This is a genomic window from Streptomyces hokutonensis, from assembly GCF_042751305.1.
GTDB lineage: Bacteria > Actinomycetota > Actinomycetes > Streptomycetales > Streptomycetaceae > Streptomyces > Streptomyces hokutonensis_A.
Genome location: NZ_JBHYWD010000007.1, coordinates 38,248 through 64,871, shown reverse-complemented (window position 1 = coordinate 64,871; position 26,624 = coordinate 38,248). Strand labels below are relative to the sequence as shown.

At 71.8% G+C, this 26,624-nt stretch carries 27 protein-coding genes; 21 read left to right on the top strand and 6 right to left on the bottom strand.

Annotated features, from left to right (window positions below):
- Positions 1 to 235: 235 nt before the first annotated feature.
- The 4 genes from ispG to ACFXC1_RS19985 all read left to right on the top strand — a co-directional run bounded on the left by ispG (position 236) and on the right by ACFXC1_RS19985 (position 4,944).
- Positions 236 to 1,393: a flavodoxin-dependent (E)-4-hydroxy-3-methylbut-2-enyl-diphosphate synthase gene (ispG, locus tag ACFXC1_RS20000; protein WP_200714782.1), complete on the top strand. Its 1,158-nt coding sequence runs from the start codon at positions 236 to 238 to the stop codon at positions 1,391 to 1,393.
- 217 nt (positions 1,394 to 1,610) lie between these two features.
- Positions 1,611 to 2,459 (top strand): GNAT family N-acetyltransferase, encoded by an 849-nt coding sequence (locus ACFXC1_RS19995; RefSeq protein WP_381244420.1) that lies wholly within the window; start codon positions 1,611 to 1,613, stop codon positions 2,457 to 2,459.
- A 132-nt stretch (positions 2,460 to 2,591) separates the two neighbouring features.
- Positions 2,592 to 3,155 carry a GNAT family N-acetyltransferase gene (locus ACFXC1_RS19990; RefSeq protein ID WP_381244418.1) on the top strand — a complete coding sequence of 188 codons (564 nt, stop codon included), beginning with the start codon at positions 2,592 to 2,594 and terminating at the stop codon, positions 3,153 to 3,155.
- Between the two features lie 73 nt (positions 3,156 to 3,228).
- Positions 3,229 to 4,944, top strand: coding sequence for a proline--tRNA ligase (locus tag ACFXC1_RS19985; RefSeq protein WP_381244416.1), 1,716 nt, complete (start codon positions 3,229 to 3,231; stop codon positions 4,942 to 4,944).
- Positions 4,945 to 4,983: 39 nt separating this feature from the next.
- Here ACFXC1_RS19985 and ACFXC1_RS19980 read toward each other — a convergent pair whose 3' ends face one another.
- Positions 4,984 to 5,361, bottom strand: coding sequence for a hypothetical protein (locus ACFXC1_RS19980; RefSeq protein WP_381244414.1), 378 nt, complete (start codon positions 5,359 to 5,361; stop codon positions 4,984 to 4,986).
- A 24-nt stretch (positions 5,362 to 5,385) separates the two neighbouring features.
- Between ACFXC1_RS19980 and ACFXC1_RS19975 the strand changes: the two genes are divergently transcribed.
- From ACFXC1_RS19975 to ACFXC1_RS19960, 4 genes are read left to right on the top strand one after another with little or no spacing between them, the layout of a single operon-like run.
- On the top strand, positions 5,386 to 6,345 hold the full coding sequence (locus ACFXC1_RS19975) for an FAD:protein FMN transferase (protein ID WP_381244412.1): 960 nt from the start codon (positions 5,386 to 5,388) through the stop codon (positions 6,343 to 6,345).
- Positions 6,342 to 6,923, top strand: coding sequence for a ferric reductase-like transmembrane domain-containing protein (locus ACFXC1_RS19970; protein WP_381244411.1), 582 nt, complete (start codon positions 6,342 to 6,344; stop codon positions 6,921 to 6,923). The genes ACFXC1_RS19975 and ACFXC1_RS19970 overlap by 4 nt, the downstream gene beginning before the upstream one ends.
- A complete protein-coding gene (locus tag ACFXC1_RS19965; RefSeq protein ID WP_381244410.1) occupies positions 6,920 to 8,137 on the top strand; it encodes an NADH-ubiquinone oxidoreductase-F iron-sulfur binding region domain-containing protein in 1,218 nt (405 codons plus the stop codon). The genes ACFXC1_RS19970 and ACFXC1_RS19965 overlap by 4 nt, the downstream gene beginning before the upstream one ends.
- 2 nt (positions 8,138 to 8,139) lie before the next feature.
- A complete protein-coding gene (locus tag ACFXC1_RS19960) occupies positions 8,140 to 8,388 on the top strand; it encodes a ferredoxin (RefSeq protein ID WP_381244408.1) in 249 nt (82 codons plus the stop codon).
- Positions 8,389 to 8,394: 6 nt separating this feature from the next.
- Here the strand turns inward: ACFXC1_RS19960 and ACFXC1_RS19955 are convergent, their stop codons facing one another.
- A complete protein-coding gene (locus ACFXC1_RS19955; protein WP_381244407.1) occupies positions 8,395 to 8,643 on the bottom strand; it encodes a hypothetical protein in 249 nt (82 codons plus the stop codon).
- A gap of 190 nt (positions 8,644 to 8,833) precedes the next feature.
- Positions 8,834 to 9,256: a helix-turn-helix domain-containing protein gene (locus ACFXC1_RS19950; RefSeq protein ID WP_381244406.1), complete on the bottom strand. Its 423-nt coding sequence runs from the start codon at positions 9,254 to 9,256 to the stop codon at positions 8,834 to 8,836.
- Positions 9,257 to 9,617: 361 nt separating this feature from the next.
- On the opposite strand from ACFXC1_RS19950, the gene ACFXC1_RS19945 reads away from it, so the two are divergent.
- From ACFXC1_RS19945 to ACFXC1_RS19930, 4 genes are read left to right on the top strand one after another with little or no spacing between them, the layout of a single operon-like run.
- On the top strand, positions 9,618 to 10,202 hold the full coding sequence (locus ACFXC1_RS19945; protein ID WP_381244404.1) for an RNA polymerase sigma factor: 585 nt from the start codon (positions 9,618 to 9,620) through the stop codon (positions 10,200 to 10,202).
- Positions 10,199 to 11,071, top strand: coding sequence for a BN159_2729 family protein (locus tag ACFXC1_RS19940; protein ID WP_381244402.1), 873 nt, complete (start codon positions 10,199 to 10,201; stop codon positions 11,069 to 11,071). Before ACFXC1_RS19945 ends, ACFXC1_RS19940 begins: the two co-directional genes overlap by 4 nt.
- Entirely contained in the window at positions 11,068 to 11,616 is a 549-nt protein-coding gene (locus ACFXC1_RS19935; RefSeq protein ID WP_381244400.1) for a WhiB family transcriptional regulator, read from the top strand. The genes ACFXC1_RS19940 and ACFXC1_RS19935 overlap by 4 nt, the downstream gene beginning before the upstream one ends.
- A 29-nt stretch (positions 11,617 to 11,645) precedes the next feature.
- Entirely contained in the window at positions 11,646 to 12,218 is a 573-nt protein-coding gene (locus tag ACFXC1_RS19930) for a hypothetical protein (protein WP_381244399.1), read from the top strand.
- A 159-nt stretch (positions 12,219 to 12,377) separates the two neighbouring features.
- On the opposite strand, the gene ACFXC1_RS19925 is transcribed toward ACFXC1_RS19930, so the two are convergent.
- Genes ACFXC1_RS19925 through ACFXC1_RS19915 form a run of 3 tightly spaced genes read right to left on the bottom strand, consistent with a single transcriptional unit; the run spans position 12,378 to position 14,307 of the window.
- Positions 12,378 to 13,277 (bottom strand): aminoglycoside phosphotransferase family protein, encoded by a 900-nt coding sequence (locus tag ACFXC1_RS19925; protein ID WP_381244397.1) that lies wholly within the window; start codon positions 13,275 to 13,277, stop codon positions 12,378 to 12,380.
- Between the two features lie 44 nt (positions 13,278 to 13,321).
- Positions 13,322 to 13,786, bottom strand: a complete 465-nt coding sequence (locus ACFXC1_RS19920) for a ferritin-like domain-containing protein (protein WP_381244395.1) — start codon at positions 13,784 to 13,786, stop codon at positions 13,322 to 13,324.
- A complete protein-coding gene (locus tag ACFXC1_RS19915; protein WP_381244393.1) occupies positions 13,783 to 14,307 on the bottom strand; it encodes a hypothetical protein in 525 nt (174 codons plus the stop codon). Before ACFXC1_RS19915 ends, ACFXC1_RS19920 begins: the two co-directional genes overlap by 4 nt.
- A gap of 206 nt (positions 14,308 to 14,513) precedes the next feature.
- Here ACFXC1_RS19915 and rimP point away from each other — a divergent pair, with 206 nt between their 5' ends.
- From rimP to ACFXC1_RS19870, 9 genes are all read left to right on the top strand, one after another.
- Positions 14,514 to 15,026, top strand: a complete 513-nt coding sequence (gene rimP / locus ACFXC1_RS19910; RefSeq protein ID WP_381244391.1) for a ribosome maturation factor RimP — start codon at positions 14,514 to 14,516, stop codon at positions 15,024 to 15,026.
- A gap of 2 nt (positions 15,027 to 15,028) precedes the next feature.
- Positions 15,029 to 16,027 (top strand): transcription termination factor NusA, encoded by a 999-nt coding sequence (gene nusA, locus ACFXC1_RS19905; protein WP_019074814.1) that lies wholly within the window; start codon positions 15,029 to 15,031, stop codon positions 16,025 to 16,027.
- Positions 16,028 to 16,117: 90 nt separating this feature from the next.
- Entirely contained in the window at positions 16,118 to 16,396 is a 279-nt protein-coding gene (locus ACFXC1_RS19900; RefSeq protein WP_078532798.1) for a YlxR family protein, read from the top strand.
- Between the two features lie 146 nt (positions 16,397 to 16,542).
- Complete coding sequence (gene infB / locus ACFXC1_RS19895; RefSeq protein ID WP_381244388.1) at positions 16,543 to 19,722, top strand: translation initiation factor IF-2; 3,180 nt, start codon at positions 16,543 to 16,545, stop codon at positions 19,720 to 19,722.
- Positions 19,723 to 19,859: 137 nt separating this feature from the next.
- On the top strand, positions 19,860 to 20,153 hold the full coding sequence (locus tag ACFXC1_RS19890) for a DUF503 domain-containing protein (RefSeq protein WP_019074817.1): 294 nt from the start codon (positions 19,860 to 19,862) through the stop codon (positions 20,151 to 20,153).
- Between the two features lie 38 nt (positions 20,154 to 20,191).
- Complete coding sequence (gene rbfA / locus ACFXC1_RS19885; protein ID WP_381244386.1) at positions 20,192 to 20,635, top strand: 30S ribosome-binding factor RbfA; 444 nt, start codon at positions 20,192 to 20,194, stop codon at positions 20,633 to 20,635.
- Positions 20,632 to 21,537: a tRNA pseudouridine(55) synthase TruB gene (truB, locus tag ACFXC1_RS19880; protein ID WP_381244384.1), complete on the top strand. Its 906-nt coding sequence runs from the start codon at positions 20,632 to 20,634 to the stop codon at positions 21,535 to 21,537. Before rbfA ends, truB begins: the two co-directional genes overlap by 4 nt.
- Positions 21,538 to 21,948: 411 nt before the next feature.
- The gene (locus ACFXC1_RS19875; protein ID WP_381244382.1) at positions 21,949 to 25,470 is read left to right on the top strand and encodes a trypsin-like peptidase domain-containing protein; all 3,522 of its coding nucleotides are present in this window, start codon (positions 21,949 to 21,951) and stop codon (positions 25,468 to 25,470) included.
- A gap of 139 nt (positions 25,471 to 25,609) precedes the next feature.
- Positions 25,610 to 26,575, top strand: a complete 966-nt coding sequence (locus ACFXC1_RS19870; protein ID WP_381244381.1) for a bifunctional riboflavin kinase/FAD synthetase — start codon at positions 25,610 to 25,612, stop codon at positions 26,573 to 26,575.
- Positions 26,576 to 26,624: the final 49 nt, after the last annotated feature.

Below are 26,624 nucleotides of genomic sequence, written 5' to 3'. Positions count from 1 at the left end.
GACCTGGCGTGTTGTGCTCGTTGTTGTGGTGTTTAATTCTCACACTAACTAATTCTCTGCGGCTGTCTGGTCCGCGCTGCGCCGCCCCCCCCGCGCCCCCCCCCCCCCCCCCCCTCCATTGAGTGGGTTTACGGCCGGGATGTGCTCGGGCCCGCACGGTTGACGTAATCTCGAAGCCTGGAGCCCGCTGTTCCGGGACCGGGGCCTTGATCCACGACTTGGGGTTGCACAGCAGATGACTGCGATTTCTCTCGGCATTCCGTCCGTTCCGACCCGGCTCGCCGAGCGTCGCAAGAGCCGGCAGATCCAGGTCGGATCCGTGGCGGTCGGCGGCGACGCGCCGGTGTCCGTGCAGTCCATGACGACCACCCGTACGTCGGACATCGGCGCCACGCTCCAGCAGATCGCCGAACTCACCGCGTCCGGCTGCCAGATCGTCCGCGTGGCCTGCCCCACGCAGGACGACGCGGACGCGCTGGCCACCATCGCGCGCAAGTCGCAGATCCCGGTGATCGCGGACATCCACTTCCAGCCGAAGTACGTCTTCGCCGCGATCGAGGCCGGCTGCGCGGCGGTCCGGGTGAACCCGGGCAACATCAAGCAGTTCGACGACAAGGTCAAGGAGATCGCGCGCGCCGCGAAGGACCACGGCACCCCGATCCGCATCGGCGTGAACGCGGGCTCGCTGGACAGCCGACTGCTTAAGAAGTACGGCAAGGCGACCCCCGAGGCGCTGGCCGAGTCCGCCCTCTGGGAAGCGTCCCTCTTCGAGGAGCACGGTTTCCAGGACATCAAGATCTCGGTCAAGCACAACGACCCGGTCGTCATGGTCGAGGCCTACCGCCAGCTCGCGGCCCAGTGCGACTACCCGCTGCACCTCGGCGTCACCGAGGCGGGCCCCGCCTTCCAGGGCACGATCAAGTCGGCGGTCGCCTTCGGCGCCCTCCTCTCGCAGGGCATCGGCGACACGATCCGCGTCTCGCTCTCCGCCCCGCCGGTGGAGGAGATCAAGGTCGGCCTCCAGATCCTGGAGTCCCTGAACCTCAAGCCCCGCCGCCTGGAGATCGTCTCCTGCCCCTCCTGCGGTCGCGCCCAGGTCGACGTCTACAAGCTGGCCGAGGAGGTCACGGCGGGCCTGGAGGGCATGGAGGTCCCGCTCCGCGTGGCCGTCATGGGCTGTGTCGTGAACGGCCCTGGCGAGGCCCGCGAGGCCGACCTCGGCGTCGCCTCCGGCAACGGCAAGGGTCAGATCTTCGTCAAGGGCGAGGTCATCAAGACCGTCCCCGAGTCGAAGATCGTCGAGACGCTCATCGAAGAAGCCATGAAGATCGCCGAGCAGATGGAGGCGGACGGGGTGGCTTCGGGGGAGCCGACGGTGGCGGTCGCGGGCTGAAAGGCTCACTTCACAGCGAGGCTTGGCACTGACAGCCCGTCCGGCGCTTGAGGACGAGGCCGTCCAGGCCGAGAGCGGGGGCCTGGGGGCGGCAGCCCCCAGACGCCCACCTTCCTCACCCCCCACAAGAGAAGCTAGCCCCAACACAAGGCGGCACCGCTCAGCTTCCGCAGGTACAGTGCGGAGATCAGCAGACCCTCAGGGTGAGGCCCCGTACGTGTTGACCCAGACCACCTCTCGGGTGCTCGAACCGAGCGACCTGGAAGCCGCGCTCGCCGTACTCGACCGCGAGCCGGTCACGAACGCCTTCGTGACCTCGCGGGTTCAGGTCGCCGGCCTCGACCCGTGGCGGCTCGGCGGCGAGATGTGGGGCTGGTACGAGGACGGCATGCTGACGTCCCTCTGCTACGCGGGCGCCAACCTGGTCCCGATCTGCGCGACCCCCCGGGCGGTCCGCGCGTTCGCCGACCGGGCCCGCAGGGCAGGCCGCCGCTGCTCCTCGATCGTCGGCCCCGCCGAGGCGACGGCCCAGCTCTGGCGCCTCCTCGAACCGAGCTGGGGCCCGGCCCGGGAGGTCCGCGCCCAGCAGCCCCTCATGGTCACCGACCGCATGCCCACCGACATCGCTCCCGATCCCTACGTCCGGCGCATCCGCAAGGACGAGATGGAGACGATCATGCCGGCGTGTGTGGCGATGTTCACCGAGGAGGTGGGCGTCTCCCCGCTGGCAGGCGACGGCGGTCTCCTCTACCAGGCCCGAGTGGCCGAACTCGTGGGCTCCGGCCGTTCGTTCGCCCGCCTCGACGAGTACGGCAAGGTCGTCTTCAAGGCCGAGATCGGCGCCGCGACCCCGCAGGCCTGCCAGATCCAGGGCGTGTGGGTGGCCCCCGAGTACCGGGGCAGGGGAGTGGCGGCCCCGGCGATGGCAGCGGTACTGCGCTACGCCCTGGCGGACGTGGCTCCGGTCGTCAGCCTCTACGTGAACGACTTCAACACCCCGGCGAGAAGGGCGTACTTGAGAGTGGGTTTCCAGGAGGTAGGAGCCTTCATGAGCGTCCTCTTCTGAAACACGCTGAGGTCCACACCCCCCCCCGAGGGGCGCGGGGCTGTGACATATGCGGCTCCGCCGCGTGGGCGCGACCGGCCACATACGGCCGCCACCCGAAAGACAACCGTCATGCCCATGTACTCTCCCCACATGCGATTTCCCGGTCACGGCCACCGCCACCCCGAAGACGTCGTGATCGCCCCCCTGAACCTCTCGGCCCACGTCGACGAAGCCCTCGCCGTACAAGCCATCGCCTTCGGCCTGGGCCCGGACGAGGTAGCGGTTCGCCGCCAAATCGTCCTGCGCCACATGACCTACCCCGGCGCCAACGCCTTCGGCGCCACCACCCAGGGCCGACTCGTCGGATTCGTCTACGGCATGCCGAACAACCGCACCCACTGGTGGTCCACGGTCGTAGAGCCGTACCTCCGGGCCGGTGGCCACGACGCCTGGCTCGACGACTCCTTCGTGATCACGGAGCTGCACGTCCACCCGCACTTCCAGAACCGCGGTGTCGGCCGTTCCCTGATCACCACGATCACGGACACCGCCGCCGAACCCCGCTCGATCCTCTCCGCGATCGACACCGACAGCCCGGCCCGCGGCCTCTACCGCTCCCTCGGCTACGAGGACCTCGCCCGCCAGGTCCTGTTCCCCAGCGCCCCGAAGCCGTACGCGGTGATGGGCGCCCCGCTGCCGCTCCGCCGTCGTTAACCGATTTCCACCGGCACAGCGAGCCCGGCTAACCTCCTAGCCATCACCCTTTCCCGGCAGGAGTACAGGAACCATGGCGAACGCACCGGTCCAGCGCATGTCCCAGTTGATGGCGAAGACGCTGCGCGACGACCCGGCGGACGCCGAGGTCCTCAGTCACAAGCTCCTCGTGCGGGCCGGTTACGTCCGCCGTACCGCCGCCGGCATCTGGTCCTGGCTGCCGCTGGGCAAGAAGGTCCTCTCGAACGTGGAGCGGATCGTGCGTGAGGAGATGGACGCGATCGGCGCCCAGGAGGTGCTGCTGCCCGCGATCCTGCCCCGGGAGCCGTACGAGGCGACCGGCCGCTGGGACGAGTACGGCCCCGAGCTGTTCCGCCTCAAGGACCGCAAGGGCGGCGACTACCTCCTCGGCCCCACCCACGAGGAGATCTTCACGCTGATCGTGAAGGACCAGGCGTCCTCCTACAAGGACCTGCCGGTCATCCTCTACCAGATCCAGCACAAGTACCGCGACGAGGCCCGCCCCCGCGCCGGCATCCTCCGTGGCCGCGAGTTCCTGATGAAGGACTCGTACTCCTTCGACACCGAGGACGAGGGCCTCGCCAAGTCGTACGCCCTGCACCGCGAGGCCTACCAGAAGGTCTTCGCGCGCCTCGGCCTCGACTACCGCATCTGCGCCGCCACCGCGGGCGCGATGGGCGGCTCCAAGTCGGAGGAGTTCCTCGCCCCCGCCGAGGCCGGCGAGGACACCTTCGCCGACTGCCCGAACTGCGACTTCGCCGCCAACACCGAAGCGATCTCGTACGAGTTGAAGCCCGTGGACGCCACCGGCGTGCCCGCGCTCGAAGAGATCCCCACCCCCGACACCCCCACCATCGAGACCCTCGCCGCCCACCTCGGCGTAGCGGCCTCCGCGACCCTCAAGAACCTCCTCGTGAAGGTCGACAGCGAGATCGTGGCCGTAGGAGTGCCCGGTGACCGCGAGGTCGACATGGACAAGGTCGAGGCCCATTTCGCCCCCGCCGCCGTGGAGTTGGTGACGGCGGAGGACTTCACCGGCCGTCCTGACCTGGTGCGCGGCTACGTCGGTCCGCAGGGCTTGGGCGAGAAGGTCACGTACATCGCCGACCCGCGCGTGGCCCCCGGCACCTCGTGGATCACGGGCGCCAACAAGGAGGGCACGCACGCCAAGAACGTCGTCGCGGGCCGTGACTTCGAGGTCGGCGAGTACGTCGACGTCGTGGTCGTGCAGGAGGGCGACCCCTGCCCCAAGTGCGGCACCGGCCTCAAGCTGGACCGCGCCATCGAGATCGGCCACATCTTCCAGCTCGGCCGCAAGTACGCCGACGCCCTCAAGCTCGACGTCCTCGGCCAGCACGGCAAGCCGGTCCGCGTGACGATGGGCTCCTACGGCATCGGTGTCTCCCGCGCGGTCGCCGCCCTCGCCGAGCAGACCGCCGACGACAAGGGCCTGTGCTGGCCCGCCGAGGTCGCCCCGGCCGATGTGCACGTCGTCGCCGCGGGCAAGGCCCTCCAGACCGAACTCGCCCTCGACGTCTCGGAGAAGCTGCGCGCCGCCGGCCTGCGCGTCCTGGTCGACGACCGCGCCGGGGTCTCCCCGGGCGTGAAGTTCACCGACTCCGAGCTGATCGGCGTACCGAAGATCCTGGTCGCGGGGCGCCGCTCCGCCGAGGGCGTCCTGGAGCTCAAGGACCGCAGGACCGGTGAGCGCGAGGAACTGACGGTCGACGAGGCGATCGTCCGTCTGACCGCACAACCCGCCCTGTAAGAGATCTCTCAGGGAGTTCTGCGCAGGCGTATGGGCGCCTCACAGACTTCTCTCAGGCTGGTCCCCGACCGTAGTACGTGACAGAGCGTCACTGCGGAGGGGAACGGTCATGACAGTCAAGGAGCGTGGGGCCGCTGCGGCGGTCCGCAGAGGCAAGCGGCGCATCGCGGCCGCCACGGCAGCGGTCACGCTGGCGGCGGCGGCCGGGGTGTTCGCCCTGGTCGGCACGATGCAGTCGGACACGGAAGCGGACACGACGGCGAGCAACACCGGCACGACGACCAGTTCGTCGTCACCCTCGCCGTCGGCGTCCTCCACGTCGGACAGCTCGACCTCTTCATCCTCTTCATCTTCGTCGTCCTCGTCGGACCTCCAGTCGTCCTCGTCCGGCGTGACGTCGTCCTCCGGCGGCTCCACCGACTCCACGTCGGGAGCGTCGTGATGACCACAACGACCCTGCGCAGGACGGCCGCCGCGGAATGGCGCGCCCTGGGGACCACGGTCCGGCTGGTCGTCACCGACCCGGCCCTGCTGGACTCCTGCAACCTGCTCCTCGCCCGGCACCTCGCCGAGGTCGACGCGGCCTGCAGCCGGTTCCGCCCCGACTCCGAACTGGCCGCCCTGGACGCCTCGTTCGGCCGCCCGGTCACCGTGAGCCCGCTGCTCGCCGAAGCCCTGGCCGTCGCCCTGCGCGCAGCCGAGGCGACGGACGGCGCGGTCGACCCGACGGTCGGCTCGGCGATGAACGCCATCGGCTACGACCGCGACTTCACCCTCGTCCGCGAGGACGACCGCCCGGTCCGGCTCACCGTGAAGCGCGCCCCGGGCTGGCGCCTGATCGACCTCGACCGTACGACGGGCACGGTCACCGTCCCGGCCGGGGTCCGCCTCGACCTCGGCGCCACGGCGAAGGCCTGGGCCGCCGACAGGGCCGCGGCGATGCTCGCCGAAGTGGCGGGCTGCGGAGTCCTGGTGAGCCTGGGCGGCGACACGGCCGTCGCGGGGGAGCCCCCGGCCGGCGGCTGGAACATCCGCGTCCAGGACGTCACCGGTTCCGTCGACGAGACGCCCACGAACGGCACGTACGCCACGATCGGCCTGCGCTCCGGCGGCCTCGCCACCTCGGGCACCGCCGCCCGCAACTGGCGCCGCAACGGCCACGAGTTGCACCACATCGTCGACCCGCGCACCGGCCTCCCCGTCCGCAGCCCCTGGCGCACGGTCTCCGTCGCCGCCGCGACGAGCGCCGACGCCAACGCGGCGAGCACGGCGGCCATGGTCAAGGGCGCGGACGCCGAACGCCGGCTGACCCGCCTCGGCCTCCCGGCCCGCCTGGTCGCACAGGACGGCACGGTCGTCACGACCCCGGGCTGGCCCACCTCCCTGGTGGCCGCCGCATGACCTCCGAAACCCTCTGGTACGCCAACCGCGCCACCGGAGCCGTCTGCCTGGTCCTCTTCACGGTCGTCGTCCTGCTCGGCATAGCGGTCCGCCTGCGCACGCGCCTCCCCGGCCTGCCCCGTTTCGGCACGGTCACCCTGCACCGCACCCTCTCGCTCTCCGCAACGGCCTTCCTGGCCCTGCACATCGCGGTGGCGGTGATTGACGGCTACGTGGACATCACCGTCCTCGACGCGGTGGTCCCCTTCGTCTCCGACTACGAGCCGCTCTGGCTCGGCCTCGGCACGGTCGCCTTCGACCTGATGCTCGCGGTCCTGATCACCAGCCTCCTGCGGGAACGCATCGGCCACCGCACGTGGCGGGCGCTCCACTGGCTGGCCTACGCCTCCTGGCCGGTCGCCCTGATCCACGGCATCGGCATCGGCACGGACACCGGCACCGACTGGATGACCTGGCTGACCGTGTCCTGCGTGGCCGCGGTGGTCGCCGCCTTCGCCATCCGCACGGCCCACTCCGCCCGCGCCGCCCGACGCACCCCCGCAGCCCTGCTCCGCACCGCCGAAGGAGCCCGCTCATGACCACGACCTTCACCGACGTCTACATGTCCCCTCGCCTCCTCGCCCCCGGCGGCACCGCGGCCGACCTCGCCACCCACGAACAGCGCTACGGCCCACTGTCGTACGGCGATCCCGACGCCCTCCTGAGAACAGTCGCCGAATCCGGCCTCACCGGACGCGGAGGCGCCGCGTTCCCGACGTACCGCAAGCTGGTCGCGGTCGCCGACGCGAGCCGCCGCACGGGCCGCGCCCCCGTGGTCGTGGCGAACGGCGCGGAGGGCGAACCGGCCAGCCGCAAGGACAGGACCCTGCTCCGCCTCTCACCCCATCTGGTCCTGGACGGGCTGCAGTTGGCGGCCAGGGCGGTCGGCGCGGGGGAGGCCCACCTGGCGGTGGAGGACGGCGCGTCCTACCTGGAGTCGGCCCTGTCCCAACGCAACGACCCGCTGGCCGTGCGAGTGGTCCGCCTGCCCAAACGCTTCCTCTCCGGTCAGGCCTCGGCGCTCGCCCAGTACGTCTCCGGGAACGTCCCGCTGCCCCGCCACCAGGACCCGCCGGTCCGCGAACGCGGGGTGCGCAAGGCACCGACGCTCGTCCAGAACGTCGAGACCCTGGCCCACCTCGCCCTGGTGGCCCGCTACGGCGCCGACTGGTTCCGCAGCGCGGGCACCCCCGCGCAGCCCGGCAGCACGCTCTGCACCCTGCATGTGCCGGGCCGCGAAGTCCGGGTGGTGGAAGCCCCGTTCGGCCTCCCGCTGGACCGCTTGCTCCCGCTCCAAGGTATGTCGGCGGTACTGGTGGGCGGCTACCACGGCACGTGGATCCCGGCCGCCGAAGCAGCCCAACGCACACTGGACGCAGGGGACTTGGGGGCGGGCGTGCTGGCCGCACTTCCCACCACCCGCTGCGGAGTGGCCGAAACCGCCCGAGTCCTGCGCTACTTGGCCCTCCAGTCGGCCGGCCAGTGCGGCCCCTGTCTCAACGGCCTCCCGCGCATCGCGTCCGCGTTCCACACCCTGGCCACCCCCGGCCCGCAGGGCGACACCCGTCAGGACGTGGCCCGTTGGTCCGGCCTGGTCGAGGGCCGAGGCGCCTGCCACCACCCCGACGGCACGGTCCGCCTGGTCCGCAGCGCGTTGACCACGTTCGCGGCCGAACTCGACGCCCACGCAAGGGGTTTGTGCACGGCGACGGACCCCACCCCCCTGCTCCCGATCCCGAACGAGGCCCGCTGACCATGGAGCAACAGCAGATCGACATCGACTGGACGTCCTGCCAGGGCCACGGCCTGTGCGCGGAACTGCTCCCGGACCACATCACGCTGGACGAGTGGGGCTATCCCCTGGCCGGGGACACCCGCATCCCCGCCCGCACAGTCAGGCGCGCCCGCAGAGCCGCCGCCGACTGCCCCGTCCTCGCCCTCAGACTCACGCCGACTCCGGCGGGCCGACGTCCACCGGAATCGGTTCAGGCGCCGACAGGCTGACGGCAATCAGCAGACCTCGGCGGTGACCAGCTCGCGCAGGAGCAGCTCGCGCGGGAGTTCCACCGGCATGCCGCAGAAGCATCGGAGCAGGCTGCCGTGCGATGCGGGGGCACCCAGGTCGATCATCAGGATGTCCCGTACTTCCCGGAGCACGTCACTCGGCTGGAAGCCCTTGGCGACACGGATGACGACCTCGTCCGGGTCCCATGTCGCGATTTCAGGCAGATTGTCCGCTAATGAAATGTGGATGCACACAACTGTCTCCCCAGGGATGCACAACGACGCGAGTGATCCGCTCCGGGAGGTCAGCGGTTGACCGATGGTATCCATGGCCGTCGGAGGCCGGGAGAGTTTCGGTCATATTCACTCGTGCGGGGTGTATCGCCTTTCCCCGCCCGTCGGGCGCCGGCATCGCCGTGAGGGGCCGGGGCGGAGGTCGCTGACCTCACGTGATGCGGCTGACCTGGAGCATGGCCTCGGCATCCTTGATGAGTGCGCGCTGACGTGCCTCCGGCAATTGCCGGTACAGCTTGAGGAGTCGCGCCTCCCGCTCGTCCGCGCTGGGCCCGGGTGCGGGGCGGCCCACCGCTTCGAAGAACTCGCGCGGAGTCGTCCGCACGCCCCAGCCGCGGAACACCTCCACCATGGCCCGCAGCTTCTCCGGGTCGATGCGAGAGGTGCCGCGGGTCCGGTTCATCCACGCGTTGAGTGTCGGGTACGAGATGCCTGCTGCCGACGCCAGGTCCTTCTGGGTCTTTCCCGGGGCCTGTGCCAGGAGGCGTTCGAGCAGAGCCGTCAGGTCTACGTCCTGACGGGCCGGATCGTTGCCGGGTTCTGCGTCTCCTCGGCGGCTTTGCTGGTTTGTCACGCAACAGAGGATCCGGCATCGCTATCTACAAGCGCAAGTAGATCGCAGACCGGCAATTCGGGCTTCTGGTGCACGCCGGAGCGCTATTGCGGTTGTTCCACCGTAAATGCGCGGGTGTGCGCCCGCGCACCCCTGTCGCGGGAGCGAGCCCTCTCCTTGCGGTCCGTGCACAACTTGACACTGTATGCATCTACGTGAAGACTGTAGATATCTCCGGAGGCGGACCCCGATGTCCGGCGGTGGGGTCGCGTAGTGGTGTCCATGCCGCACGACCGTCGAGATAATCTACATCTACATGAATATTGAAGATGTGGGGTGCCGTCGCTCCACACCCCGAAAGACGTCGACGGGAGTACCCATCGTGTTCGCACCGAACAACGGCACGTCCGCACCGGACGGTCCGGAGCCCGAGTTGGTCGCCCGGGCCCGCGCCGGCGACCGGGAGGCGTTCGCCGCCCTCTACTTCGAGCACTACCACCTGGCGTACGGCTTTCTGCTCATCCGTACGCGCAACAGACACCTGGCCGAGGACCTGACCCAGGAGGTGTTCGTCCGCGCACTGCGCCGCATCGACGTCTTCACCTGGCAGGGCACGGCCTTCGCCGCCTGGCTGACGACCATCGCCAAGAACCTCTATCTGGACGAACTCGGCCGCGGCTGCACCCGGCTGGAGACCCCGGTCGCGGAGTTCCCGGAGTCGCAGACGCCCGGCCGCAGACAGGAGTCGCCCGCCCTGCGCGAGCTGGAGGCGGTCGAGGCCCACGAGACGGTGCGTACCGCCCTGCACACCCTCAACGACCAGCAGCGGCACTGTGTGCAACTGCGCTTCCTCCACGAGCTGACACCGCAGGAGACCGCCCTGGAGATGGGGCGGAGCGTCGGCGCGGTCAAGGCGCTGACCCACCGGGCGCTGCGCAAGCTGCGCTGGACGGCGGTGAGCGCGTGAACAGGAGCCTTCCCCACGCCGCCCGCGTGATCCGCACGGTGCTGCCGGCCGTCCGCACCGAACAGGCGGTGGCCGTCGCGCACGCGCTGGACTCGGCCCGCCTCCTCGTCGATCCGGAACGCTCCTTCGGTGTGGTGCTGAGCCGGAGGCCGGACGGCGGCTGGGCCCGCGCCGCGCGGCCGGTCACCGAACTGGAGCGGCAGGCCATGAGCTGGGACGCCTCCTGCGAGCGGGCGCGTCACGCCGCCCGCACCATCGAGCGGTACCTGGACAGCCACCCCGGTCCGCACGCCGTCCGCATCGAGGGCGACCGGGTGCGGGTGCTGCTCCGCATCGACGACCTCGCCCAATGGGCACGCTGGTGCTCGTACTTCGGCATCACGGTGGTCGGCGAGCGGACCGAGCCCCACACCCTGACCGGCGAGGGAGAACTCGACGGCGTCCGGGTGACGGTGATGGTCCTCGGCGTCCCCACGGCACCACCGGAGCCGGCGACGGGCGCGCGACAGCGTCCGTTCCGGATCGGCGAGACCCTGTACGACCTGGCCCTACCGCAGCGCGACGGACACGGGGACGTCTGGTACTTCCAGGGCTACCGGACCAGCGACGGCATGCCTCTGATGTCTCTCGACGGCAGACCCGAGCGCTGCTCCCTCGCCAATGTGGCCGCATACCTGGGGCCTCTGTCGCCGGAGCGGACCGACGCCGAAGGCCCGGCCGTCGGCCCCGTGCAGGCCTCGGCGGCGCTCCCCGAACCGGCCGTACAGCGGATGCTGCCGGAGCAGGGGCACCGGCCGGCCTGGGCGCAACGGCTCGTACCGCTCCTGCCGTCGGGACGTGCGACGGGCCCGGAAGGGCCGGACCAGTGAGCGCCGGTCGGTCGAGGGGGCCGACCGGCTCCGGGGGAGGGGCGGAGGAGGGCACCCGGGCGTGGGAGGCGCGAGCCGCCTGCCGTCACCAGGACGCGGAGCTCTGGTTCTCCCGCCGGTCCTCGTCCAGGGCCGTGTCCATCTGTGCGGCCTGCCCCGTACTGGCCCAGTGCCGGGCCGCCGTGCTCAAACGCGAGAAGGGACTGCCCAAATGCCATCGCGACGGTGTCATCGCCGGTCTGACCGGAGCTCAGCGCCACGCCCTGGAGTGTCAGACGGATCCGTCGCCGCCCGCCGAACCCGCAGCACCCCGCGTCCCGGCCGGTGTGCCGCGAGGGCAGCTCGCCCCGTGCGGCACCCGGGCGGCATATCAACGGCATCTGCGCCTGCGGGAGCCGGCCGACGAGGCCTGTCGCCTCGCCAACGCGCGGAGCGCCGGCGCATACCGACGCACCGGCTCCACCCGCGGCCGGACCGACGACTCCCGAGCCCGCGACCACCTGTGGGACGCGACCGGGACGAGCAGCGGTCCGCCCCGGGAGTGATTCCTCGTTCACCGCCACCGGAGTACCTCATGCCCGCACCTTTGACGATGCCCCTGCCCGAAGAGCCCGTGTCCGGCGGCTCGGCGGCTCGCGGCACCCGGCCCGTCGGCCGTACGGCCGCTCTGCTCCGCCTGCTCAGGCCGCGTGGGCGTGCCCGTCGGCAGGAGGCCGCCTTGTGTCACCGTCTCTCCGTGGACCTTGACGGCTGCCGGAAGGAACTGGCCCGCTGGCAGCGCCACACCGACTCCTTCGAACGGGAGCTGACCCGTGTCTCCTTCGAGCGCGCGCACCTCCTCGCCTGGCTGGCCGCGCTGCACCCGTCGAGCGCGGCCATCAGTCCGGCCGTCGGCGGCAGGCACCTGCTGAGCCTCGTGGCCGGGGACCAGCAGTTGTCCTGGTGGCTGCTGCCGAGGGACCTTCCGCTCTTCGGACACGTCCGGCGCGTCGAGCACACCGTCCACCACCTGCGACGAGACGGCCCCGCCGCCCTGGAGCAGGCCGCCCACATCCGCAGTCACACCCGCCTGCTGGCCATGGAGGGAGCCCTGTTCGCCGCTCCCGTCCGGCAACAGCCGCAGGTGCGGCCCCCGACCGAGCACTGACACGGCACGGGACGGCTGCCCCGCGAAGCTCCGGTTGGCAGGCTCGGGAGGCACGTCGGCCGGACCCACGGCGCTCCCCTGCGAGGACCCTCCAGCAGGGGAGCGCCGTCCCATCCGCAGCACGCCGCGGGGACGGCCCGGGCTCCGCCCGCGATGCGGCTACAGCCAGCCCGCGAACTCCAGCAGCAGCTCGGCGTCCGACATCCGTCCCACGCGGCGCGCCCGTACCCCCGACTCCACCGCCCGGAACAGCGTCCAGCCACGCAGCCGTTCCTGATCCACCTCCAGCGACTCCGCGAGCCGCTTGATGCGCCGCCTGGTAGTGGCGGCCCCCGAAGGCGTGGCGATCAGATCCTCCACCCGGTCCCGCACCAGCCGGGCCAGATCGAACGCGCACTCACCCACCACCGGATCCGGCCCCACGGCCAACCACGGCACCCGATCCCCGGCGAGCACCTTGCTCTGCCGAAACGTCCCGTGCAGCAACCGCACCTCGGGCGGCGCGGCCAACAACTCGTCCCGCACGGCCAACGCGGCGTCCACGAGCTCCGAAACCTCCGCCAAGCCGGACGCGGTCGCCCGCATCGCCGCCGCCTGCCGGCCGGTCCGCTCGCCCACGGTCTCGAAAACATGATCCGCAGGCGGCTCCACCCACAGCCGCCGCAAGGCCCCCGCCGCCTCCAGCAACGCCTTCGCCTCCGGCAACGACCGCACCGACACATCCGGATGCAACCGCTCCAGCAGCAGCACGCCTTCGCCCGCCGCCGCCTCGACGAGCTGTACGGCCCCTCGGCCACCCCAGTGCGCGAGCGCGGCCCGCTCGCTCTCCGGCCGGGCCCGGCGCGGGGCCAGCTTCAGCACCGCAGGGGTTCCGTCGGCCCGCCGTACCAGCACGACCAGGCTGCTGCGCCCACCGGGCACCTGCACCCGTTCCGCGGTCAACTCGCGTAGACCAACGGCCTGTTGGGCCAGCTCGGGTAGCTTCTCCAACCAGTCGTCACCGCTCGGTGCCGTCTCACCGAGCGCCCTCACCAGACGCTGCGGCGGTTCGAAAGCCATGCGCGAGTTGTTCCCTTCGTGCGGTCCTGCGGCCCGGTGCGGTGTTACGCCGTGGGTGTCGCCGAGGCCGTGGGGGTCGCGGCCCGCTCGGCGAGACCTGGGAAGGGTACGCTCCCGCCGCGCCAGCGCACCGCCCGGACCGCAGCTTCCCGCAGCGCCTCCGCGGCCGTACCGCGGACAGCCCCGGTCGACGCCCGCACCAGGTCGGAGTAGACCCCGGCGACCCGTTCCTCCAGCTCGGCGGCGAGCCGTACGGCGGCGGCCGAGTCCGGTACCGCGAACGGCAGCGCGTACGCGGCCGACGCGGCCACCGGCCTGCCGCCCAGGTCCCGGACCTCCCGGACCAGGGCGTCCCGCCGGGCCCGGTGCCCGTCGTAGGCGGCCTTGGCCTCGGTGCGCCGGCCCTCGCGGATACGGCCGCCGACCACGCCGTAGCCGTAGACCGCCGCGTGCTCGGCGGCCAGGGCCGCCTGGAGTGCGGTCAGTTCCGCGGCCTTCTCCTCGCTCACTTGGCATCCTCCGTCAGCAGATACGCGTGCCCGGCCCCGGCCGCGGCCACCGAGGCCAGCAGCCGGGCCAGCTCGCCCGGTACGTCCAGCAGCGCCTTGGCCCGCCTGTCGGCGAGGCTGCGCTCGGCCGCCGCCAGTCCGGCCAGGGCGTCGCTCGCGGTCGCGGGCACGGCGGAGGCCGAAACGGAAGCCGACGGCGAGGCGGTGGCCGTGGAAGACGGCTTGGAAGCGCTGCCGCCGAAGGCCGTCGCGTGCCGGACGACCTCGGCCCGCAGCGGCTCCAACCGCTCCGCGAGCGTCGGGTGGGCGGCGAGTACCGCGTCGTAGTGCTGGAGCAGGTTCTCGCTGTCGGAGGCCGCACGCGCGCGTGCGCGTTCGGCGGCCGAGGGGCTGCCCGCGGTGTTCTCGGAGTCGTCACCGTCGGTGGAGCAGCCCACCAGGAGCGCGGCTCCGGCGGCCGAGGCGAGCAGGCTCCTTCTGCGCGGTCCCGTGAGGGTGCGCGGAGGTGGGGGGAACGGCACGGCGGATCGTCCTCGGGGGGCTCGTACGAACGAAAACACGGCAAGGGCAGCGCGCCCGTGATCACGTTACCCGCGCGCCCGCCGGGTGGCAGTCACCGGCACCGGTCGGCCTGCAGGTGGGCGGCAACACACCCTGGGACCGGATACCCTTTGAGCAGACACGCGCCCTACCCACAACAGCACACGCGGCCGAGGAGTCACCCCGGATGAGCACGACCCAGAGCGAGAGGCTGCGAGTACTGCTGGAACCGCTCGTCAGCTCCCAGGGCCTCGATCTCGAAGAGGTCGAAGTGGACTCGGTCGGACGCAAGCGGGTGCTGCGCGTGGTCGTCGATTCCGACACGGGTGCCGATCTGGACCAGATCGCGGATGTGAGCCGCGCGCTCTCCGCGAAGCTCGACGAGACCGACGCGATGGGCGCCGGCGAGTACACCCTCGAGGTCGGGACCCCCGGCGCCGAGCGCGAGCTCACCGAGCACCGTCACTACGTGCGGGCCACCGACCGGCTGGTGAGGTTCCAGCTGGCCGAGAGCGGTGAGCTGGTCGCCCGGATCCTCGACGTGGACGACGACGGCATCGATGTGGAAGTGCCCGGCGTGAAGGGGCGCAAGCCCACCGCCAGGCGGCTTGCCTTCGCGGACGTCGTCAAGGCGCGCGTGCAGGTCGAGTTCAACCGTAAGAACAAGAACGACAACGAAGAGAACGCAGAGGAGGCGTAGCCGTGGACATCGACATGAGTGCCCTGCGGGGCCTGGTACGGGAGAAGGAGATCTCCTTCGACCTGCTGGTCGGAGCGATCGAGTCGGCCCTCCTCATCGCCTACCACCGCACCGAGGGAAGCCGCCGCCACGCGCGCGTGGTGCTCGACCGTGAGAACGGCCATGTGACGGTCTGGGCGAAAGAGGACCCCGAGGACCTGGAGGAGGGGGAGGAGCCGCGCGAGTTCGACGACACCCCGTCCGACTTCGGGCGGATCGCCGCCACCACCGCCAAGCAGGTCATCCTGCAGCGGCTGCGGGACGCCGAGGACGAGGTGACGTTCGGCGAGTTCGCCGGCCGTGAGGGCGACATCGTCGCCGGTGTGGTCCAGCAGGGCCGCGACCCGAAGAACGTGCTCGTCGACATCGGCAAGCTGGAGGCCATCCTGCCGGTGCAGGAGCAGGTGCCGGGCGAGGAGTACCCGCACGGGCTGCGCCTGCGGTCGTACGTCGTCCGGGTGGCGAAGGGCATGCGCGGTCCGTCCGTGACCCTGTCCCGTACGCACCCCAACCTGGTGAAGGCGCTGTTCGCCATGGAGGTGCCGGAGGTCGCCGACGGGTCGGTGGAGATCGCCGCCATCGCGCGCGAGGCCGGCCACCGTACGAAGATCGCCGTCCGCTCCACCCGCAGCGGTCTGAACGCCAAGGGCGCCTGCATCGGCCCCATGGGCGGCCGGGTGCGCGCGGTGATGGGCGAGCTGCACGGCGAGAAGATCGACATCGTCGACTGGTCGGACGACCCGGCCGAGATGGTGGCCAACGCGCTGTCCCCGGCGCGGGTCTCCAAGGTCGAGGTGGTGGACCTCGCGACCCGCTCCGCGCGCGTGACGGTGCCGGACTACCAGCTGTCGCTGGCGATCGGCAAGGAAGGGCAGAATGCCCGGCTCGCGGCCCGCCTCACCGGCTGGCGGATCGACATCCGTCCGGACACCGAACAGCCGTCCGACCAGCCAGGGGAATAGTTCTCGGCCGCCAGTGGCTTAGATCACGACAACAGCCGTTCGATTCTTGCCCCGAAGGGGTGAGGTCGGTGCGGGGAGGTAGACTTAGACGTGTCTGGCCGGACGCGAGCCCGCGCATGCCCTGAACGCACCTGTGTGGGGTGTCGGGAGCGAGCGGCCAAGAAGGAACTGCTGCGCATCGTGGCGGTCGAGGGCGAATGCGTCCCCGATCATCGCGGTACGCTGCCCGGCCGGGGCGCATATCTGCACCCCGCCCTGGTCTGTCTCGACCTGGCGGTACGCCGCCGGGCGTTCCCACGGGCGCTGCGTGCCCAGGGGACGCTCGACACAAAGGCGTTGCGTCTCCACGTCGAGCAGGCAACACCGTAAGAGCGAGTCGTACGGAACCTCCGTGCGGCCCGGTATTCCGCGAGTTGGAAGTAGGTCGAGATTGCGATGAGCACTCGATGAGCACGCGATGAGTACGCCCATGAAGTAGCGACGGTCCGGACGCACCCGGACCTAAAAGGAGCGAAGTGGCTAAGGTCCGGGTATACGAACTCGCCAAGGAGTTCGGGGTGGAGAGCAAGGTCGTCATGGCCAAGCTCCAAGAACTCGGTGAATTTGTCCGTTCGGCGTCCTCGACGATCGAGGCGCCCGTTGTACGCAAGCTGACAGACGCCCTCCAGCAGGGCAGCGGAGGCGGCAAGCCCGCCCCCGCACGCAAGGCTGCCCCGGCACGTCCGGGAGCCCCCTCTCCGGCGCAGGGTGCCCGTCCGGGTCCCGCCGCGCCGCGTCCGCCGGCCCCGAAGCCGGTCGTCGCCGAGAGCGCCGCCGCGGCTCCCGCAGCCCCGGCCGCGCCCGCCGCCCCGGCCTCCACCGGTGGTCCCCGTCCGGGCCCGAGGCCCGCGCCGCGGCCCGCCCCGGTCTCGCCGGCGCCGACCGCGCCCGAGTTCACCGCGCCTCCGGCGGCTCCCGCGGCTCCGGCCGCTCCTGCCTCCACCGGCGGCTCCGCACCCCGTCCGGGCGCCCCGCGTCCGGCGAGTCAGGCGCCCCGTCCGGGTGCTGCCCGTCCGGCCGGTCCCGGCCAGGGCGGCCAGGGTCGTGGCGACCGCCCCGAGCGTGGCGGCGACCGTCCCGGCGCTCCGCGTCCGGGCGGCCAGGGCGCACGCCCCGGTGCTCGTCCGGCCGGTCCCCGTCCGGGCAACAACCCGTTCACCTCCGGCGGCTCCACCGGCATGGCGCGCCCCGGTGCGCCCCGTCCCGGTGCCCCGCGTCCCGGCGGCCAGGACCGTCCGGGTGGTGCTCCCGGCGGCGCCCCGCGTCCGCAGGGTGCCGGTCAGGGCGGTCCCCGTCCCCAGGGTGCCGCGGGCGGTCCCCGTCCCGGTGCTCCGGGTGGCGCGCGTCCGACCCCGGGCGGCATGCCCCGCCCACAGGGCGGCGCTCCGCGTCCGGGCGGTGGCCCCGGTGGCAACCGTCCGAACCCCGGCATGATGCCGCAGCGTCCCGCCGCGGGCAGTAGCCCCCGTCCCGGTGGCGGCCCCGGTGGCCGTGGTCCCGGTGCCGGCGGCGGTCGTCCCGGTGGTCCCGGTGGCGGCGGCGGTCGTCCCGGTGGCGGCGGCGGCTTCGCCGGTCGTCCGGGTGGCGGCGGTGGCGGTTTCGCCGGTCGTCCCGCGGGTCCCGGTGGCGGTGGCGGCGGTTTCGCCGGCCGTCCGGGTGCTCCGGCGGGTGGCGGCGGTGGCCGTCCCGGCTTCGGCGGTCGTCCCGGTGGTCCTGGTGGCCGTGGTGGCACACAGGGCGCCTTCGGCCGTCCCGGTGGTCCCGCGCGTCGTGGCCGCAAGTCGAAGCGGCAGAGGCGCCAGGAGTACGAGGCCATGCAGGCCCCGTCGGTCGGCGGTGTGATGCTGCCTCGTGGCAACGGACAGTCCGTCCGTCTGTCGCGCGGTGCCTCGCTCACCGACTTCGCCGAGAAGATCAACGCCAACCCGGCGTCGCTCGTCGGCGTGATGATGAACCTCGGCGAGATGGTCACTGCCACGCAGTCCGTCTCCGACGAGACGCTGAAGCTCCTCGCGGACGAGATGAACTTCGTCCTCGAGATCGTCAGCCCCGAGGAGGAGGACCGCGAGCTGCTCGAGTCCTTCGACATCGAGTTCGGCGAGGACGAGGGTGGCGAGGAGTTCCTCGTCGCGCGTCCGCCGGTCGTGACCGTCATGGGTCACGTCGACCACGGTAAGACCCGACTCCTCGACACCATCCGCAAGACGAACGTCGTCGCGGGCGAGGCCGGCGGTATCACGCAGCACATCGGCGCGTACCAGGTCACGACCGAGGTCAACGACGAAGAGCGCAAGATCACCTTCATCGACACCCCGGGTCACGAGGCGTTCACCGCCATGCGTGCCCGTGGTGCCAAGTCGACCGACATCGCGATCCTCGTGGTGGCGGCCAACGACGGTGTGATGCCCCAGACGATCGAGGCGTTGAACCACGCCAAGGCGGCCGACGTGCCGATCGTGGTCGCGGTCAACAAGATCGACGTCGAGGGCGCCGACCCGACCAAGGTGCGCGGTCAGCTCACCGAGTTCGGTCTGGTGGCCGAGGAGTACGGCGGCGACACGATGTTCGTCGACATCTCCGCCAAGCAGGGTCTGAACATCGACCAGCTGCTGGAGGCCGTGGTCCTGACCGCGGACGCCTCGCTCGACCTGCGGGCCAACCCGGAGCAGGACGCGCAGGGCATCGCGATCGAGTCCCACCTGGACCGTGGCCGCGGCGCCGTCGCGACCGTCCTGGTCCAGCGCGGCACCCTGCGGGTCGGCGACACCATGGTGGTCGGCGACGCCTACGGCCGTGTCCGCGCGATGCTCGACGACAAGGGCGACAACGTGGAAGAGGCGGGTCCCTCGACCCCGGTCCTCGTCCTCGGACTCACCAACGTCCCGGGCGCCGGCGACAACTTCCTCGTCGTCGACGAGGACCGCACGGCACGTCAGATCGCCGAGAAGCGCGCGGCGCGCGAGCGCAACGCCAACTTCGCCCGGCGCGGAGTCAGGTTCTCCCTGGAGAACCTGGACGAGGCCCTCAAGGCCGGTCTGGTGCAGGAACTCAACCTCATCATCAAGGGCGACGCGTCCGGTTCGGTGGAGGCCCTCGAGTCCTCGCTGCTCCAGCTCGACGTCGGCGACGAGGTCGACATCCGCGTCCTGCACCGCGGCGTGGGTGCGGTCACCGAGTCGGACATCGACCTGGCGACCGGCTCCGACGCGATCGTCATCGGCTTCAACGTCCGCGCAGCGGGCCGAGCGGCGCAGATGGCGGAGCGCGAGGGCGTCGACGTCCGGTACTACTCGGTGATCTACCAGGCCATCGAGGAGATCGAGGCGGCCCTGAAGGGCATGCTCAAGCCGGAGTACGAGGAGGTCGAGCTCGGCACGGCGGAGATCCGCGAGGTCTTCAAGTCGTCCAAGCTGGGCAACATCGCCGGTGTCCTGGTCCGCTCCGGAGAGGTCAAGCGCAACACCAAGGCGCGCCTCGTCCGCGACGGCAAGGTCATCGCGGAGAGCCTCACCATCTCCGGTCTGCGTCGCTTCAAGGACGACGTCACCGAGATCCGCGAAGGGTTCGAGGGCGGTATCAACCTCGGCAACTTCAACGACATCAAGGTCGACGACGTCATCGCGACGTATGAGATGCGCGAGAAGCCTCGCGGCTGATCGTCACAGCACGCGATCGGGGCCGGTCGGCGGGGACACAATTCCGTCGATCGGCCCCGGCCGTTGCGTGTACGGTTCCTGTATCGGCGTCCGAGACCGGCGCCCATACCCCGAACCGGCGGGACATCCGGACACACATGTATGTGGGGACTCTGTCCTTCGATCTGCTCCTCGGCGACGTCCACTCGCTGAAGGAGAAACGCTCTCTCGTCCGTCCGATCGTGGCCGAACTCCAGCGCAAGTACGCGGTGAGCGCGGCCGAGACGGGCAGTCAGGACCTTCACCGCAGGGCCGAGATCGGGCTCGCGGTGGTCTCCGGGGACACGGGACACCTCACCGACGTACTGGACCGCTGTGAACGGCTGGTGGCCGGGCGGCCCGAGGTGGAACTGCTCTCGGTTCGACGCAGGCTCCACAGCGACGAAGACTGAAGCAAGCAGCAAGACGTAGTTACTAAGGAGACGGACCAGTGGCCGACAACGCGCGTGCCAAGAGGCTGGCGGACCTCATCCGAGAGGTGGTGGCCCAGAAGCTGCAGCGCGGGATCAAGGACCCGCGGCTCGGCTCGCACGTCACCATCACGGACACCCGGGTCACCGGGGACCTGAGGGAGGCGACCGTCTTCTACACCGTGTACGGGGACGACGAGGAGCGCGCGGCTGCCGCCGCCGGTCTGGAGAGCGCCAAGGGCGTGCTCCGCTCGGCCGTGGGTGCCGCGGCCGGCGTGAAGTTCACGCCGACGCTCACCTTCGTCGCGGACGCCCTGCCGGACACCGCCAAGACCATCGAGGACCTCCTCGACAAGGCCCGGCAGTCCGACCAGAAGGTGCGCGAGGTCTCGGCGGGCGCCGCCTACGCGGGCGACGCGGACCCGTACAAGAAGCCGGACGACGAGGACGACGCCGCCGAATGACGCAGAAAACCCAGACGCCCGACGGCCTTGTCATCGTGGACAAGCCGTCGGGCTTCACCTCGCACGACGTGGTCGCCAAGATGCGCGGCATCGCCCGCACCCGCCGCGTCGGGCACGCCGGCACCCTCGACCCCATGGCGACGGGAGTGCTCGTCCTCGGTGTCGAGAAGGCGACAAAGCTCCTCGGCCATCTCGCGCTGACGGAGAAGGAGTACCTGGGCACCATCCGCCTGGGCCAGACGACCCTGACCGACGACGCCGAGGGCGAGATCACGGGGTCGGTCGACGCCTCGAAGGTCACCCGGGAGGCCGTCGACGCCGGGATCGCCAAGCTCAGCGGCGAGATCATGCAGGTCCCGTCCAAGGTCAGCGCCATCAAGATCGACGGCGTGCGCTCCTACAAACGGGCCCGCGACGGCGAGGACTTCGAGATCCCCGCCCGCCCCGTCACCATCTCCTCCTTCGCGGTCTACGACGTCCGGGACGCCGTCGCCGAGGACGGCACCCCCGTCCTCGACCTGGTGGTCTCGGTGGTCTGTTCCTCCGGCACCTACATCCGGGCCCTGGCCCGCGACCTGGGCGCGGACCTCGGCGTGGGCGGCCACCTGACCGCCCTGCGCCGCACCCGCGTCGGCCCGTACAAGCTGGACTCGGCCAGGACCCTGGACCAGCTCCAGCAGGAGCTGACCGTGATGCCGATCGCCGAGGCCGCCGAAGCCGCGTTCCCACGCTGGTCGGTGGACGAGCGGCGGGCCAAGCTGCTGCTCAACGGAGTCCGCCTGGACATCCCCGAGGAGTACGCGGGCGTCGGCGCGGTCGGCGTCTTCGACCCCGAGGGCCGCTTCCTGGCCCTGGTCGAGGAACAGAAGGGCAAGGCCAAGAGCCTCGCCGTCTTCGCCTGAGCGACACCCCCGGAGATCTCTCCGGGGGTCTCAACTCCCGCCCGTGGGGGGGGGGGGGGGGGGGCGCGCCAGGCCCCCCCCCCCCCCCCCGCTCCCCCCTCGGTTCCCCCACCCCTAGGGTGTATCCAACGCTCCGCGACTATTCACCCACCTGGGCAGGCGCTCGGAGTGAACCGAGGGAGCGGAAGGGGGCGCGTTCACCACGCGATCTGTCCCGCTGATCACGCCACGCCTACCGTCGAACACAGGGCAGGGGTACAGCGGGGAGGTTCGACCATGGTGGGACGGGGCCCGCGGCGATCCACCGGGGGCGATGCGACAACGCCCCAAAGGGGCGCGGGGAACTGTGCGACCAGCCACGACGGCGCCGCAGATGAACGACGGCACATCGCGGCCCCGGCGGAGCGCCTCGTGCGGATCCGCGATCTGGCCGGACGCCCGCGCGGCACCGGATTCGTCGCCGACCACCACGGCACGGTGATCACCAGCCACGAGGCCGTCGACGGACTGCCCCGGCTCGTCCTGCACGGCGCCGGCGACCGCAGCTGCCTGGTGACGGCCGACGCGGTGACCCCACTGCCCGACCTCGACCTGGCCCTCGTCCGCACCGATGGCCTCGGCGTCGACCCGCTCCCCGTCACCGTCCGGGACCGGATCGGGACCGGCACCTACGTCCGGATCGCCGCGGGCTGCTGGCGCGAGGCCCGCGTCCTGGGCGCCACCTCCGTCACGTACACGGCCACCGACCGCTTCCATCTCCTCGACGACGCCCTGGAGTTGGCGATCGGCACGTCCGGCCGGGACGCGCTGCGGCTGGGCGGCGGAGCGGCCGGCGGACCCGTCCTCGACACGGTGACCGGCGCGGTGGTCGCCGTCCTCGGCACAGCACTCCAGTCCGGGCAGCGGGACACGGGCTTCGCGGTCCCCCTGCGCGCGCCCGACGGCCCTCTGGCCGAGCTCCTCGCCCGCAACGCGGCGACCGTGCCCGCGTACGGCGCCGACCTCAACCTGGCAGGTGTGCTGGAACTGACGGCCACCTCGGTGGGCTCGGACGGCCCGCCGGGCACACTCGCAGGCTTCGTCGGCCCCGGCCGCCTCGACGGCTCGTCCATGCTGCGACCGGTCGAACGCCCGTCGGCGGCAAGGGAGTTCGCCCGCTTCACCGCGAGCCCGGCCGCCGTACTCGGCCTCGTCGGACCTCCGGGCAGCGGCCGTACGACGGAACTCGCGGCGTTCGCCGCCCGGCGCGGCGGCGGTGCGGAACCGGCACCCACGCTGTGGCTGCGCGGCGCCGATCTGCGCGACGGCGACGAATCGGTGGCGGACGCGGTACGGCGGACGGTGGAGCGGGCGTCCCGCATTCTGGCCGCGTCCGTCGCCCTGCCCGGCGGCCTCGGCGACGTGGGCCCCGAGCGGCTGGCCCGAGTCGCGGCCGATGCCGGAAGGCCCTTGCTGCTCCTGCTCGACGGGCCCGAGGAGATGCCTCCCGTGCTGGCGCACCGGCTGGCGGAGTGGACCCGGGGGACGGGGGAGTGGCTGCGGGGGAGTCGGGCGCGGCTGGTGGTGGGGTGCCGGGCGGAGTACTGGGAAGGGGCGGGATTTCCAAGGGAGTTGCTGTATCGCGGGTTCTTCCCTGGGGCGCCCGGGCCTGATGACTCCGGTCGGCTTTCCTGCGGGGCGCCCGCGCCTGACGACGCCGGTCCACTTTCCTCAGCCCGTCCGGCGTTTGAGGACGAGGCCCTTTCGGGGCCGACGCGGGGGTCTGGGGGCGCAGCCTCCGGGACGGTACTGCCGGCCTGCGTCCACCTGGGCGACCTGCGGCCAGATGAAGCCCGCCAAGCCCGCGCAGCGTACGGCGTCCCGGAGGGTGCCCTCGCCGACCCCGACGCCCGTCACCCCCTCACCCTCCGGCTCCTCTCCGAGGTGCTCGCCGCACTGCCCGCCGCCCCCGCCGCCCGACTCCACCGCGACGACGTGTTCTCGGCCTACCTCGATCTCATGTGCCTCCGTATCGCCGTCCGGCTCGCCGCCGAGAACGGCCTGCGCGGTACCGCCGTACGACGGCTCGCCGCCAAGGTGTCAGGGCAGGTGCACGAGGCGGCGCGGCGCAGTCTCGGGCCGGGGCAGGGGGAGTTGGGCCGGGAGGCGTTCGAGGCGGTGTTCCCGTGGGGGCCCGCACCGGCGCGGCTCGGCGGTGGTACCGGGTGGGCGTCCGCCGTCCTCACCGAGGGGCTGCTGGTGCCGGCCGGCAGCGGATACCGCTTCGCCCACGAGGAGTTGGCCGACTGGATCCAGGGCACGCACCTCGACCTCGACGAGGCGCTGCACGCCCTCGTGCACCGCCCGCGCACCCAGCGGGCCGCGCATCTCCTCCCCGTCCCGCACCACCGCATCGGCCCCGTCGTACAGGCCCTGCTGCTCCTCGCCCGTGAGCACGGCACCGGTCAACTCGCGCTACGGCTGAAGGAGTTGGCGCAGGCTCTCAATGCCGACCCGCATTCCTGGTGGGCCGCGCGGCTGCTCGCCGAGGTGCTGGTACGGGTGCCCGACGCGACACCGTACGGCGGTGTACTGCGGCTGCTCGCCGACCAGTTGGTGGGGCGGCGACAGCAACAGGGCGACGTACCGGCGGAGTTCGGGCCGGACTTCTGGACCGCGCTGGCGCTGCCGGAGGCCGAGCGGTTCGAGTTGCTGCGCCGGCTGGTGCTCGCGGACGGTGCCCCGCAGGAAGGTGGCGGGCCCCGGTTCCTGGACACCGCGGCCGAGTTGCTCGTCGCCGACCCCGCCGCCGTACAGCCGCTGCTGACCCGCTGGTTCGACGACGAGCGGCCGTTGCCCGCGACCCCGCACGCGACCGTGGCGACGGCCGCGCAGGCCCTGCTGCACACGCATCGGCGGCGGGCGCTGGACGATCTGACGGAGGTGCTGGTCGGCTGTGCGCACGGGCGGGCCGACGAACTCCTCGCCGTGCTGGCCGAGGAGGAGCCGTCGGCCGTGTGCCGGGCCGTGGACCGGTGGGCGCACGACGAGCGGCCGGGGCGGCGGGTGGCGGCGGTGGCGTACGGGCTGCGGGCCGCGCCGCACGTACGGACCGAGGCCGACCGTGAACTCCTGCGCTACGCGGCCCAGTTCCTGCTGGCCCGGCCCGCCGACCGTTCCCTGCACGGCGGTGCGCTCGCCCTCCTCGTCCGTGATCCGCACACCCGCGCCCGTCATCTCCCGCAGGCGCTGCGGCACTTCGCGTCCGGCGACCCGCAGTTCCCGCCGAGCGCGCTGGCCGCCGCCCTCACCACCCACTCCGACCCCGTCCTCGAAGCCTTCAGGGCCCGCCTGCACGGACCGGACGCGGGCGAGGCGGTCCGTACGCTCGCCGAGGTCACGACCCCCGCCCTCGCCCGCCGGGCCGCCGCCCTGGTGCGCGAGACCGTCGTACGGTGGCCGGAGACGGCCGCCCACCTCGGTGTCTACGTCGACCGGTGCCTCGACCACGGCCCCACCGCACGGGCCGTCCTCCTCCCCCTGGTCACCGGCCTCCTGGACGGCGGCCCGGAACCGGTGCGGACGGCCCTCGCCGCCGTGCTCGCCGCGCCCGGCGCCCCCGCCTCCCGGCCGCTGCGCCGCGAACTCCTGGAGTTCCTGCTCGCGCACGAGCACGACCCCGCCGTACTGGACGCGCTGCTGTACGCGGCGGCCCGGCGCGACGACGACGGGCTCCGCGACCTCGTCCACCGGACCGGCCGGCTGCTCGTCCGCACCCCCGCCGGAGCGACCCGTTTCGACCGCGGGCTCGTCGACCTCGGCCGCCAGGTGCCGGGCTTCGCCGCCCTGATGGCCCGCTGGCTGGCGGACACCCCGGAGGACTGGGCCGCGGTGGTCGGACCCAGCACCCGGCGCATGATCGAGAACCTGGCCGGGGTGGGGGTTCCCGCCTAGCGGTATTCGTACGTGCGCCCGGTCACAGCCTCCATGCCGATGCGGGGCGGAGGGCCCCGGCATGGCACCCTTAGACCTGCGTAAGAGGTCAACGACACAGGTCTACATCCGGACACGGGTTCGATGAGGAGCGGTCACAGTGCAGCGCTGGCGTGGCTTGGAGGACATCCCCGAGGACTGGGGGCGCAGCGTCGTCACCATCGGTTCTTATGACGGGGTCCACCGCGGGCACCAGCTGATCATCCGGCATGCCGTGGAACGCGCCCGTGAGCTGGGCGTTCCCTCCGTCGTCGTCACCTTCGACCCGCACCCCAGCGAGGTCGTGCGCCCCGGCAGCCACCCCCCGCTGCTCGCCCCGCACCACCGCCGTGCCGAACTGATGGCCGAGCTGGGTGTGGACGCGGCGCTGATCCTGCCGTTCACCAAAGAGTTCTCCAAGCTGTCCCCGGCCGACTTCGTGGTCAAGGTCCTGGTGGACAAGCTGCACGCGAAAGCGGTCGTCGAGGGCCCCAACTTCCGCTTCGGCCACAAGGCCGCGGGCAATGTGGCCTTCCTGATCGAGCAGGGCCGGACATACGACTTCGAGGTAGAGGTGGTGGATCTTTACGTGAGCGGTGCGGCGGGCGGCGGCGAGCCCTTCTCCTCCACACTGACCAGGCGGCTGGTCGCCGAGGGCGACGTCGAGGGCGCCCGCGAGATTCTCGGACGCCCGCACCGGGTCGAGGGTGTCGTGGTGCGCGGCGCCCAGCGCGGTCGCGAAATGGGCTTCCCGACGGCCAACGTCGAGACCCTGCCCCACACGGCGATCCCGGCGGACGGCGTCTACGCCGGTTACCTCCACGTCGAGGGAGAGGCCATGCCGGCCGCGATCTCCGTCGGCACGAACCCGCAGTTCGACGGCACCGAGCGCACGGTCGAGGCGTACGCCATCGACCGCGTGGGCCTCGACCTCTACGGCCTGCACGTCGCCGTCGACTTCCTCGCCTTCGTGCGCGGCCAGGCGAAGTTCGAGTCGCTGGAGGGCCTGCTGGAGCAGATCGCCCAGGACGTGAAGCGCTGCCGGGAACTGATCTCGGCGGATGCGGACTCCGGCGACGGCGAGTAGCCGTTTTTGGTTCTACGACGTCGAAGGGCGGCCGGTGCTTGCGGGCACC

What these genes read in the sequence shown, in the direction of transcription:
- ACFXC1_RS19990 (WP_381244418.1), top strand. Translation starts at nt 2,592, where the DNA reads ATGCGATTTCCCGGTCACGGCCACCGCCACCCCGAAGACGTCGTGATC.
- truB (WP_381244384.1), top strand. Translation starts at nt 20,632, where the DNA reads ATGACGCAGAAAACCCAGACGCCCGACGGCCTTGTCATCGTGGACAAG.
- ACFXC1_RS19970 (WP_381244411.1), top strand. Translation starts at nt 6,342, where the DNA reads ATGACCTCCGAAACCCTCTGGTACGCCAACCGCGCCACCGGAGCCGTC.
- ACFXC1_RS19960 (WP_381244408.1), top strand. Translation starts at nt 8,140, where the DNA reads ATGGAGCAACAGCAGATCGACATCGACTGGACGTCCTGCCAGGGCCAC.
- ACFXC1_RS19890 (WP_019074817.1), top strand. Translation starts at nt 19,860, where the DNA reads ATGTATGTGGGGACTCTGTCCTTCGATCTGCTCCTCGGCGACGTCCAC.
- rimP (WP_381244391.1), top strand. Translation starts at nt 14,514, where the DNA reads ATGAGCACGACCCAGAGCGAGAGGCTGCGAGTACTGCTGGAACCGCTC.
- ACFXC1_RS19975 (WP_381244412.1), top strand. Translation starts at nt 5,386, where the DNA reads ATGACCACAACGACCCTGCGCAGGACGGCCGCCGCGGAATGGCGCGCC.
- ispG (WP_200714782.1), top strand. Translation starts at nt 236, where the DNA reads ATGACTGCGATTTCTCTCGGCATTCCGTCCGTTCCGACCCGGCTCGCC.
- ACFXC1_RS19985 (WP_381244416.1), top strand. Translation starts at nt 3,229, where the DNA reads ATGGCGAACGCACCGGTCCAGCGCATGTCCCAGTTGATGGCGAAGACG.
- ACFXC1_RS19930 (WP_381244399.1), top strand. Translation starts at nt 11,646, where the DNA reads ATGCCCGCACCTTTGACGATGCCCCTGCCCGAAGAGCCCGTGTCCGGC.
- ACFXC1_RS19925 (WP_381244397.1), bottom strand. Translation starts at nt 13,277, where the DNA reads ATGGCTTTCGAACCGCCGCAGCGTCTGGTGAGGGCGCTCGGTGAGACG.
- ACFXC1_RS19965 (WP_381244410.1), top strand. Translation starts at nt 6,920, where the DNA reads ATGACCACGACCTTCACCGACGTCTACATGTCCCCTCGCCTCCTCGCC.